The organism is Clostridium neonatale (assembly GCF_001458595.1).
GTDB lineage: Bacteria > Bacillota > Clostridia > Clostridiales > Clostridiaceae > Clostridium > Clostridium neonatale.
Genome location: NZ_LN890328.1, coordinates 14,225 through 25,628, shown reverse-complemented (window position 1 = coordinate 25,628; position 11,404 = coordinate 14,225). Strand labels below are relative to the sequence as shown.

The window sequence follows — 11,404 nt, the reverse complement described above, 5'->3', positions numbered from 1 at the left end:
GATTAAGCAGGTTGAAACCGTACGGCTTTCGTGTAACTAACCAAAATGAATTGTAATAAGTGTGGGTGGATTAAAATTACAATAATTTTTTAGGAGGATTAACATGATTAGTGTTGGAATTGATGTTTCAAAAGGAAAAAGTACAGTATGTATATTGAAAGAATATGGTGAGGTTATTAGTGAACCACATGAAATAAATCATACTGAAGCTGATTTAAAAGCATTAGTTGAATCTATTTCTGAATTAAATGAAGAAACTAGAGTTGTTATGGAAGCGACCGGTGCATACCATTTGCCACTACTTACTTATCTTAAAAATCATGGTATATTTGTAGCCGTAATAAATCCATTAATTATGAAAAAATATTCTGCTATAGGATTAAGGAAAGGTAAAACTGATAAATTAGATTCTATCAAAATAGCTAATTATGGAATTGATAATTGGTTTAAATTAACTGACTATGAAGCAACAGATGAGGTGTATTCTGAATTAAAATTATTAGGTAGGCAATATTCTCATTATATAGCTATGAGAATAGAGAGCAAACTTGTACTAAGTAATCTATTAGATAGAACAATGCCAGGAATTAAAAATCTATTAAAAAATAGATCCGATAAGCCAGAGAAAGATAAATTAAATGATTTTGTTAAAGAATACTGGCATTACGATAATATTACCAAGAAAAATGAAAAGCAATTTATAAATAGTTATTTTAAATGGGCAAAAAATAAAGGATACCATCAAAGTGAAACAAAAGCAAAACAGATATATGCTTTAGCACAAGAAGGCATCCCTACACTATCTTCTAGTACCCCATCAACCAAAATGTTAGTATTAGAAGCTGTTCGAGTTCTTAGCGAAATAGATAGAACTCTATCTATGATATTATCACAAATGCAAGAATTAGCAAGTAGTTTAAAGGAATACAATGTTGTTAGAAATATGCCTGGAGTTGGAGATACATTGGCTCCACGCTTAATTGCTGAAATCGGTGATTTAAAACGCTTTTATAATAAAAAGGCTTTGATAGCTTATACGGGTATTGATTCACCTCCTTTTGAGTCGGGACAGTTTGTTGCAAACAAACGTCGTATTTCTAAAAGAGGTTCTGCATTATTACGAAAAACTGGATATGAAATTATGAAATGTATCAAAAGTGCCAAACCAAAGGATGATCCTATATTTTTATATATGTTAAAAAAAGAAGCAGAAGGAAAACCTAAAAAAGTTGCTAAAATTGCTGCATTAAATAAGTTTCTAAGAATATACTACGCTAGAGTAAAAGAAGTCTATAATACTTAAATTTAGATAGTATCTATATCTAAATTAAACAGAATTTCTGTTTAATTTATTTGTCATGCAAAAAATATATAAAAAACCTGCTAAAAAAAACTTGATTTTTCTTAGCAGGTTTTAGCTGAAAATTCCCTACAATCGAGCATATCATATATTGAATTTCGGTTGTTATGCACTAAACTCTGATTCTACACAATATATTTATTTGGCAATGCTATGCCAAACAAGGTACCTCATGCTTAGAATGAGATGTTATATCTTTCTTATTCTTTTCATTGTCACCAAAGTAAACTATTGATATAGTCTCAACTATTTCCGCAATTTCTTCTATATTTAGGTATTGCTTGTTCCTTTCATAAACTGCATTTATGGCACTATTAACTGCCTTAATCTTAGATCTGCTTATATTAATTCCTATAGTTTTGTAATTGCTTAAAGTTCCATTTCCATCAAATATTTTTTCTAATGCTTTCATCAACCTGTTAATCTCATTTTTCATCTTATTAGGTGTCTGAATATTTTTATTTTTTAAGAACATATTAAAGTCATATAAATTTTCGCAATTTGCATTTGATATTTCTAAATTTAAGTAATCATACTTTGTCCCATTTCCTTCGTTTATAGCTGCAATACTACAATAAATTCTTCTATTTGCTTTAAGTACTATTTCCTTAATTAATTTAGTATCAAAATTAACATAACTTCCTTTCCTTTCTAAAAATATTGAATTATTTATAATTTCTAAATTAGATGCTGTAATTTCTATTCCTATCATTTTATAATTAAATATTGTTCCATTACCTTCATTAATTCTTACTAAAGAAGTAATTATAGATTTACATTGTTTCTTTATCTCACTTAGGCTTGTTAAATTTATTTCTTTAAGCAAATTATTTATATCACTTAAATATTCTTCTGTAATCTTATTAATTCCAACTTCTTTATATTCTTCAACTGTGGCTTTTCCTCTTTTTATTTTTTCAATTATTTCATTTTTACTTAATTTAATATATGATTCTTCATCTTTTAATATTTTATTTTCACTAAATGCTTGTGGCATATACATTATTATTAAACCAATCATTTTTATAAACTTTCTCTTCATTCCCTTACTCCCTTTCGTCATCAAAGCAATCATTAATCTAAAATATATTTTCTTTTTAACAAATCCTGTATATATTTTACATCATTTGGTAATTTATGTAAATACAAAAAAAACGAGCAGTTATTTTTAATCTCTACTCGTTTTTTATATTATTCTATATATTTTTGATTTTATCTTAGCACTTTAAGAAGGTTATCCAAAGATTTCTTAAGTGTCTCCGCCTGCTCTTTCGATAAGTGAAGTTTTCCTTTAATTTCGCATGGGACACATGTTATCTTCTCTTTCAGTTCCATTCCTTCTTCAGTAAGTTCAACAACAACAACTCTATCATCATTAATATCTCTATATCGTGAAATCAATCCACTCTTCTCCATTTTTTTTAATAATGGTGTAAGTGTTCCAGAATCTAAATGTAGTCTTTCTCCCATTCCTTTAACTGTTGTTTTTTCTTCTTCCCACAAAACCAGCATAGCAACATATTGAGTATATGTTAAATTAAATTTATCTAGGCAAGGCTTATATAATTTAATTACTTCTCTTGATGCGGCATACAAAGAAAAACAAAGTTGATTTTCTAGTTTTATATCATCATATTTCCCCATAAACTAAGTCTCCTAATCTTACCTTTTTAAAGAGTCTAAATAGCTGACAGCAGATAATGCTGCAATATTTCCCTCTCCAGCTGATTTTATATATTGATATGGCTTTCCAACGACATCCCCTGCTGCAAAACAACCTTTTATACTTGTTTCCATAGATCTAGTAACATCAATATGATTATCAACAATTTTTATTCCAGGAACTAATTGTCCTGGTGATACACTATCTCTTAATATAAATATGCCGTCAGTTTCTATTTCTCTATCTTTTAACTTTAATTTTTTTACTTTTTCTTCTCCAATAACTTCTACTGGTATTCCTTTAACTATTTCAATTGAATCATCAACTTCTACTTCTTCATCATACATTGGAACATAATATACCTTTGATGCTATTGATGCTATAAAATTAGCTTCTTCCTCATCATGTTTATTATATGCTATTATTGTTACTACTTTGTTTTTATAAAGGGGCGCATCACAAGTTGCACAATAACCTACTCCTTTTCCAAGAAATCTTTCTTCACCGTCTAATAATCTCCCATATTGAACTCCAGTAGCTAATATTACGCTTGTAGCTTCATATATTTTATCATTTACCATTATCCCAAAATAATCACCCATGGCATAAATATTATTTACTCTTTCCTCTGTGATTTCTATCCCCATCTCATCAATGTGCCTTGAAAATTCATCTGCTATTTCTTTTCCACTTCTATTATAAAATCCTAAATAATTATTTATTTTATGAGCTTTCACAAGTTTACTTGTTAAATCCTTGTTACCAAATAAAATAAAATTCTTTTTTCTTATTTTCGCATTCAGTGCTGCTGATAATCCAGCTGGACCGCTCCCTATAATTGCAATATCATATCTGTTTTCCATGATTTCCTCCATAATTTTTTACCTTAATTATGATTTATTAAAAAGAAAAAATTATCACTATCTACGTTTATCATTTTTACTACGAATAAAAATATCTATCCGAAAATTCTTAAGTTCTAAAATTCTTAGATTCTTAAGAATTTGGGAATATTAGAATAAAAGTTCTAAAATTCTTAAAAATTTAAGAATATTAGAACCGTACAATTTATATCTATAGAAAGTTATACTATCTTATTTCAATTCATTTTAAGCTCTATATTTCTTGTTTAATATAAAAAGATTAAAGATATTCTTAATCATTTTTCATATTATTATACATGAGCTTCTAATGTTTCTTTAATTCTGTCTTTAGGTAAGAATCCTACCATCATATCTTCTTGCTTTCCATCTTTGAAAATCATCATTGTTGGTACACTTGAAATTCTAAATTCATCTGCAAGTTCTGCACTTTCATCAATATCAACTTTTATTATCTTTGCTTTTCCTTCCATTTCAGTTGCTAATTCCTCTAAAACAGGAGCTAACATTTTACAAGGTCCACACCAAGTTGCAAAAAAGTCAACAAGAGTCACCCCATTTTTTATTTCTTCTCTAAATTCTTCTGTACTTACTATCTTTGCCATTTATAATTCCTCCACTTCATATAAATATTAATGTATTTATATTTAATATTTTTAACTAGTTTTATATTAGTATACGTTTATATAAATAGTATTTTAGAAAATTTAATTGTGTACAATATATTTTATTACATTGTACTGTGTTTTGTGATTATTGTCAAATATTTTTTTAAAACAAGTCCACTATTGTCATGCTTGCTTAAATAAAAGTTGAGTAGTGGGAAAAATTAAAAGTTTTTGATAAAAACATAAATTCTCTTTAATTATATTTATATTAATAGATTTGCTGTTTTTCTTTAATTCTTAACTTTTCCCTCTTCTCTTTTAACTTTTCATCATTTATATTATTAGCTTTATAGTGCTAAAATCTTTATATTTTCCTATCAAACTTTTAAATACTAAGATATTATTATGAATTCATCTAATCCAATCTTATATTCATTAAGCATTTCAATAGCTGTATCCCTAAAGGAATTCTGTTCTGACTTTTTATCATCAATTATAAAATATCCTAATTTTTTATTGCTGTTTTTATTATTTTTATACTGCCTGTTCAAAATTTCAGCAGTCTTTACTAACAAATCATTCCAATCATCAACTTTAACCAGATTTTCTTTTAACCTAAATCCTTTTGGTTCAATTAAAGTCAAATCTTTAAAAATCTCAATTTCTACATTATTATCTTCATCAACTAATTCTTTATCAACAATTTTTTCTAATTCTACATTGTTTTTCTCACTATTTTCATCTGCTTTGTTAATTTTTTTTTCATATTCATCTTTCATCCAATCAATATATTCTCTTATATTCTCAACGACATCATATATAGCTATAGATGTATCTCTATGAGCTTGGCTTAATTTAAAATCTCTACTATCTTTTATTATTTCACTTGACTTGTCTTCAATAAAATTAATAGTATCTTCTAAAGTTTCCGCCAAATTATTTAATGAATTTCGTATTTCAATAGACATTGATGGGAAATTATTAATTACATATTCAATATCATTTGTATGAAATAGCGATAAATCATCTCTTCTAAAAGAATTCTTATGACTTGTTTGGTAAGTATCGCAAGTAGTATTATTAATTTCATTAGATATACTTATATTTTCATCTTCTGTAATAGATTCCTTTTTAAAAAACCCCATATTAATAACCTCACTTTCTAATCAATTCGTAATTATTTATATATTAACATTCTTTAACATTTTTTAACAGCACTATTTCTAATATATTTTAAAAATTTAATATACATATTATTAATAGATTATATTCAGAAATTAATTTTAGTTTTATTTATTGATTAAACACAAAAAAATATATATACTGTACATAAATATAATACTATTATTGAGGAGGCTTTTAATTTGATATTATTAAAAAAATTAAAAGGAGGACATAATATGTGGGTTGTTTTTGCATTACTATCTGCACTTTTTGCTGCACTTACATCAATTTTAGCAAAAATAGGTATAGAAGGTATTAACTCCAATCTCGCAACAGCAATACGTACAGTAGTAGTTCTAGTTATGGCATGGGGCCTTGTATTTTTAAGCGGGACACAAAATGAAATTTCAAATATCGGAATAAAAAGCTGGATATTTCTTATATTATCTGGACTAGCCACAGGACTTTCATGGCTTTTTTATTATAAAGCACTTCAAATAGGAGAAGCTTCTAAAGTTGTTCCAATAGACAAATTCAGTGTTGTTATAAGCATGGTTTTAGCATTTGTAATACTAAAAGAAACAATTACTGCTAAAACTATAATAGGTGGTATATTTATAACTATTGGTACTTTTGTTATGATATTATAAAAATAGACAGTTTTTTATTATTTATAATTGTAATAAAAAACTGTCTATTTGCTATTATTATTTTGAAAATTAATACATCCTTTGTCTACTACCATTTGATTAATACATTTTTATAGTTGTATTTAAATAGTATTACTAAGAAACCATTATAATTAAAATATAATATTTTTATTGTAGTAAGATTTTATTCTATATCGTTATAACTCTTCCCTCTTCATCACTCTTACTCCATATTTTTTCAAAACAATTTCTTTACTTATATTTTTATCTAAAACTAAATCACGATATTCTAAATCTCCCAAATTTACCATTTTATCTTCATCGCTAAAATTCATAATAAATACATACTTATTATTATCCTTATATCTTGCTTGTGCTGTAACTCCTGTAGGAAGATCAATTTCAATCACTCTAGAAATATCTAAGTCATTAATTATTCTATTATAAAAATCTGTATTAAATTTTTCTTTAGTTCTAGCTGCTATATAGTAGCATTTTCCTTTTCCATAAGAGTTTACTGTTAGAGCAGGCATATTTTTGTAAAAATCATCTTTATATCGTGCAAGCACTTCAGCAGTTTCTGCATGAATTAAATCACAATAATCTATTACCTCATATGCTCCATTCATTCCTTTTACTGCATCATCGTTAAACTCTATACAATTTGTCTCATCATCATATAATGAATCAATTTCTTCAGCCCATATTCCAGTAACTTCTCTAAGAGGTCCTGGAAAGCCATTAAGGAAGCATAAATCATTTTCATCTACTATACCACTAAAGTATGTTGTTACAAGAGTGCCTCCATTTTTCACAAATTCACTTATTCTTTCAGCCACATTAGGTTTAATCATATATAACATAGGTGCAACAATTAATTTATATTTAGAAAAATCACAATCCATATTTATTACATCAACAGAAATACCATTATCAAAAAAAGTTTTATACATGTCTTCACATGTTTCTTGATAATTTTTCTTATTAGGCTTTAAACCCTGCAAATCATCAATTGCCCATTTATTTTCCCAATCATATATAACTGCAACTTCACTTTTTGTTATTGCTCCCTTTACTTCTTTAATTTTCTCTAATATTTCGCCAACTTCCGTTACTTCTTTGAATACTCTGGTATTCTCATGCCCGCAATGGTCAACTACTGCACCATGAAATTTTTCTGATGAACCTCTGCCTTTTCTCCATTGAAAATACAAAACTGAATCTGCTCCATGAGCTATGCTTTGTATTGAAGATAGCAAGTGCATTTTAGGTTTTTTAAGTTTATTAACTTCATGCCAGTTAACAAGACTTGGGGTATTCTCCATAACAAGAAAAGGTTGCCCTTCTTTTAAGGATCTATTAATATCATGCATGAAGCCAGTATCTAAACCCACATTATAATTTCCATCTCTTTTTGAATGCCATTTAGGATATGTATCCCAAGATACAATATCTACTTCTTTTGCAAATTTCCAATAATCTAGTCCAGCATATGTTCCCATAAAGTTAGTTGTTATTGGAATGTTAGGAGTAAATTCTCTTATTGGTGCTATTTCGTTCTTATAAAAATCTATTGTCTGTTCTGTCACAAATCTTCTCCAATCAAGATTATGTGCATGTACAAAGATTTCTCCCTTTTCAGATGGACTTTCTATTTGTGTGAAGTCATTAAATTTATGACTCCAGAATCCAGTCCACCAGGCATCATTTAATTTTTCTATATCATTATCATACTTTCTTCTTAGATAATCTCTAAATGCTTCTTGGCATTTATCACAATGACACTCCCCGCCATATTCATTAGAAATATGCCACATTATAAGTGCCTTATTATCTTTATATCTCTCAGCTAACATCTTGTTTATTTTATAAGTTTTTTCTCTATAAACTGGTGATGTGAAACAATGGTTATGTCTTTGTCCATGTAAATTCTTACTTCTATCCATATTGACTCTAAGTACTTCAGGATATTTTTTAGACATCCACGCAGGTCTTGCACCACTTGGTGTAGCCAGTATTACATTAATATTATTTTTATTCATGTTATCCATAAGCTCATCAAGCCATTCAAATGTGTACTTCCCTTCTTCTGGCTCAATTGCACTCCATCCAAATATATTTATTGAAACAGTATTGCAATGTGCAAGTTTCATTAATCTTACGTCTTCTTTTAATATCTCTGGATATTTAAGCCATTGGTCAGGATTGTAATCACCTCCATGTAAAAAATTCTTTATATTCTCATTAAATAAATCATAATTCTTATTCATATTCTTCCTCACTCTTTTCTTTAATGAAGAACAGATACACCATTTTTGAACCACTCACTGATACTTAACAATAAGCATAATTAGTGCAGCTGCTCTCAATTTTATTGTATATTAACAACCAATTATCCTTTATATTGTGACATATATTCTTTTACTTGTTTCTCACATTCTGCATATATTTTATCAAATCCAGCCTGATTTAATTTTTCTTTATATTCTTTTACTGCTGCGTCTACATCATCACACATACCTAAATCAATAGGAACTCCATATTGAGTAATAACATTACCTACAGCTGCCATTTCATTTTTCACATTGCTGTCATCGAAAGAGAATGCTGCAAGTGGGTTTGTTACTGTATATTCTTTTGCCCACTTGTCTTTTACTTCTTGAACTATAGCAGGCTCATCTTTTGGAGTACGAGCGCATTTTTGGCTGTACCATCCCCATGGACAAACATTAGCTGTTGGAAATCCTTCACTAGCATCTAAACTAGTATATTTATCATCTCCATCTGCCTCCCAGTGCTTTCCTTCAGTACCAAACCAAGTCAAATCATAAATATCTTTATCGTATCTTAATAAATCTATTGCCATTAAAGCTCTTTCTGGGTTCTTTGAAATTGAATTAATTGCAATACCATTATTAGTAAATGTATTAATCATTCTATTAATTCCTGTTGTTTGATCCGCTACTTGTGCATTCCACTCTGGATTTGTCTTATTCATTCTTTGTACTCTATCTGCAACAGAGCCAATATTCCATACCATTGTTGCAGTTTTTCCTGCCATAAAATCTTCATCTCGCGTTGCTTTACTTGAAATTGAATCGCTTGACCAATAACCTTTATCCGCAAATTCCTTCATTTTTTTAGCATATTCTAAATACTCTGGAGTATCAAAATAGCTAAATATTTTTCCACTCTGATCATTAACATCAAAACCTATGCTTGGTAGTGGAGCACCTGCTATTCCACCGAATCCATATTTCTCCATCATATATGGATATTGAAGATTTTGACCTCCACCATTTGCAATTACTTTAATTCCACTTTCTTTATCAGAGGCAACTGCATCCATATAAGTTTCTAGCTCTTCATAATTTTCAACCTTTTCTATACCATACTTCTTCATTAAATCCCCTCTTACACCAAATACTCTTGTACCATATTCTATTTGGTCACTAGGAATCATATAGATTTTCCCATTAACTTTAGCTTGTTGCCATGCTTCTTTTGGTTCATTTGCATATATATTTGGTGCATACTCTTTAAGCATATCTTCTGTTATTTCATAAAATCCATTTTTAGTAGCAACCTGACTATAGTATCCCCAACTTGATGCTGTGAATATTATGTCAAAATTTTCGCCTGATTGAAATAACAATTGATATTTAGTAGTCATATCTGACCAAGGTAAAAAGCTAACATCTAATGTTGCATTTATTTTTTCTTTCATTATTTCATTAACTTTACCATATACTTCATCAAAATCTTTTGGTTTATCTCCTATAAGATACATTTTTAGTTTAACTTCTTCTAATTTGCTAGGATCTGCTGAATCAGCACTTCCTGTACTAGCTTTACTACCACAGCCAAGCATTAATGAGCTTGCAATTACTGTAGTTAATCCAATAGAGACCATTCTTTTAAGAATTTTTCTTATCATTTCTACTCCCCCTAATTTTACTAATCCGTTATACGTTTTCATTGAACATATTTATAATATCATTCTTACTTTTAAAATAATGAGTAAAATCCTTTAAATTTAGTAGAATATTATTCTCTAATTATTTATATTCATATAAATACCAATAAGGAAATTTTCTTACTTTTATTTTATTCTTACTGTAATAGTGACAGTTATCTTTAAAATAATCTGTCACTACATAATCTATTTATTATTACTCTTTTACAGCGCCTATTGTTACTCCTTGGACAAAATATTTTTGTATAAATGGATATAATAATATAATAGGTCCTGTAACTATAATTGTAAGTGCCATTTTTAAAGATTCACTTGGCATATCAATTGCTGCTCCAATACTTCCGCCTGTTTGAGATAGTATCGTTTTATATGCTTCTACATTATTCACTATTTTATATAAGTAATATTGAAGTGAATATAAATTCTCATTATTTATAAAAAGCATGCAATTATACCAGTCATTCCAATAACCAATAGCTATAAATAATCCAACTGTTGCAAGTGCTGGTTTTGCTAATGGCAATATTACTTTTATAAATATTTCAAAATCACCAGCACCATCAATTTTTGCTGCTTCTATCAACGCTTGTGGAATACTGTTCAAATAACTTTTCATAAGTATAATATTAAATACACTTAAAAGTGGTGGCAGAAGCATTGCTAAATAACTGTCTTTTAATCCTAAATATCTTACCATCAATATATACCACGGTACAAGCCCACCACTAAATAAAGTTGTAAAATAGAAATAGAATGAAAATTTATTCCTCCATTTAAAGTCTTTTCTTTGAAGTACATATCCAGTCATTGCTACTACAAACAATCCTACTCCAGTACCAAGTACTGTTAAACTAATTGTTACACCATAAGCTCTTATGATTGCCATTGGATCTTTTAGCGCTGTTTTATATGCCTCTAATGAAAAGCTTTTAGGAAATAATGTGAATCCATTTTTTATAATTTCCTGTTCATCTGTTAAAGACCCCATTAAAACTAATAAAAATGGTATTAAACAGATTAATGCAATCAATGCTATTATTGTATAGCTGATAGTATTAAATATCTTGACATCATTACCTTTCTTCATATATCTGCCCTCCTA

The 11,404-nt window shown here is 28.3% G+C and carries 10 protein-coding genes; 2 read left to right on the top strand and 8 right to left on the bottom strand.

Features of this window, described 5'->3' with window-relative positions:
- Positions 1-103 precede the first annotated feature (103 nt).
- Positions 104-1,303 (top strand): IS110 family RNA-guided transposase, encoded by a 1,200-nt coding sequence (locus BN2920_RS07170; RefSeq protein WP_058293047.1) that lies wholly within the window; start codon positions 104-106, stop codon positions 1,301-1,303.
- Positions 1,304-1,511: 208 nt separating this feature from the next.
- Here BN2920_RS07170 and BN2920_RS07165 read toward each other — a convergent pair whose 3' ends face one another.
- The 5 genes from BN2920_RS07165 to BN2920_RS07145 all read right to left on the bottom strand — a co-directional run bounded on the left by BN2920_RS07165 (position 1,512) and on the right by BN2920_RS07145 (position 5,657).
- Positions 1,512-2,402, bottom strand: a complete 891-nt coding sequence (locus tag BN2920_RS07165) for a hypothetical protein (RefSeq protein WP_058294348.1) — start codon at positions 2,400-2,402, stop codon at positions 1,512-1,514.
- 170 nt (positions 2,403-2,572) lie between these two features.
- Positions 2,573-3,004 (bottom strand): MarR family winged helix-turn-helix transcriptional regulator, encoded by a 432-nt coding sequence (locus BN2920_RS07160; protein WP_058294347.1) that lies wholly within the window; start codon positions 3,002-3,004, stop codon positions 2,573-2,575.
- Positions 3,005-3,022: 18 nt separating this feature from the next.
- Complete coding sequence (locus BN2920_RS07155) at positions 3,023-3,886, bottom strand: NAD(P)/FAD-dependent oxidoreductase (protein WP_058294346.1); 864 nt, start codon at positions 3,884-3,886, stop codon at positions 3,023-3,025.
- Positions 3,887-4,197: 311 nt separating this feature from the next.
- Positions 4,198-4,509: a thioredoxin gene (gene trxA, locus BN2920_RS07150; RefSeq protein ID WP_058294345.1), complete on the bottom strand. Its 312-nt coding sequence runs from the start codon at positions 4,507-4,509 to the stop codon at positions 4,198-4,200.
- 395 nt (positions 4,510-4,904) lie between these two features.
- A complete protein-coding gene (locus BN2920_RS07145; protein WP_058294344.1) occupies positions 4,905-5,657 on the bottom strand; it encodes a hypothetical protein in 753 nt (250 codons plus the stop codon).
- Positions 5,658-5,912: 255 nt separating this feature from the next.
- On the opposite strand from BN2920_RS07145, the gene BN2920_RS07140 reads away from it, so the two are divergent.
- Positions 5,913-6,326, top strand: a complete 414-nt coding sequence (locus tag BN2920_RS07140) for an EamA family transporter (RefSeq protein ID WP_058296869.1) — start codon at positions 5,913-5,915, stop codon at positions 6,324-6,326.
- A 197-nt stretch (positions 6,327-6,523) separates the two neighbouring features.
- On the opposite strand, the gene BN2920_RS07135 is transcribed toward BN2920_RS07140, so the two are convergent.
- The 3 genes from BN2920_RS07135 to BN2920_RS07125 all read right to left on the bottom strand — a co-directional run bounded on the left by BN2920_RS07135 (position 6,524) and on the right by BN2920_RS07125 (position 11,389).
- On the bottom strand, positions 6,524-8,596 hold the full coding sequence (locus tag BN2920_RS07135; RefSeq protein WP_058294343.1) for a beta-galactosidase: 2,073 nt from the start codon (positions 8,594-8,596) through the stop codon (positions 6,524-6,526).
- A gap of 122 nt (positions 8,597-8,718) precedes the next feature.
- Positions 8,719-10,263 (bottom strand): ABC transporter substrate-binding protein, encoded by a 1,545-nt coding sequence (locus BN2920_RS07130; RefSeq protein WP_058294342.1) that lies wholly within the window; start codon positions 10,261-10,263, stop codon positions 8,719-8,721.
- 235 nt (positions 10,264-10,498) lie between these two features.
- Positions 10,499-11,389, bottom strand: a complete 891-nt coding sequence (locus tag BN2920_RS07125; protein WP_058294341.1) for a carbohydrate ABC transporter permease — start codon at positions 11,387-11,389, stop codon at positions 10,499-10,501.
- Between the last annotated feature and the right edge of the window lie 15 nt (positions 11,390-11,404).

Coding starts and splice junctions, on each gene's coding strand:
- BN2920_RS07130 (WP_058294342.1), bottom strand. CDS start 10,263: ATGATAAGAAAAATTCTTAAAAGAATGGTCTCTATTGGATTAACTACA.
- BN2920_RS07140 (WP_058296869.1), top strand. CDS start 5,913: ATGTGGGTTGTTTTTGCATTACTATCTGCACTTTTTGCTGCACTTACA.
- trxA (WP_058294345.1), bottom strand. CDS start 4,509: ATGGCAAAGATAGTAAGTACAGAAGAATTTAGAGAAGAAATAAAAAAT.
- BN2920_RS07145 (WP_058294344.1), bottom strand. CDS start 5,657: ATGGGGTTTTTTAAAAAGGAATCTATTACAGAAGATGAAAATATAAGT.
- BN2920_RS07160 (WP_058294347.1), bottom strand. CDS start 3,004: ATGGGGAAATATGATGATATAAAACTAGAAAATCAACTTTGTTTTTCT.
- BN2920_RS07125 (WP_058294341.1), bottom strand. CDS start 11,389: ATGAAGAAAGGTAATGATGTCAAGATATTTAATACTATCAGCTATACA.
- BN2920_RS07165 (WP_058294348.1), bottom strand. CDS start 2,402: ATGAAGAGAAAGTTTATAAAAATGATTGGTTTAATAATAATGTATATG.
- BN2920_RS07135 (WP_058294343.1), bottom strand. CDS start 8,596: ATGAATAAGAATTATGATTTATTTAATGAGAATATAAAGAATTTTTTA.
- BN2920_RS07155 (WP_058294346.1), bottom strand. CDS start 3,886: ATGGAAAACAGATATGATATTGCAATTATAGGGAGCGGTCCAGCTGGA.
- BN2920_RS07170 (WP_058293047.1), top strand. CDS start 104: ATGATTAGTGTTGGAATTGATGTTTCAAAAGGAAAAAGTACAGTATGT.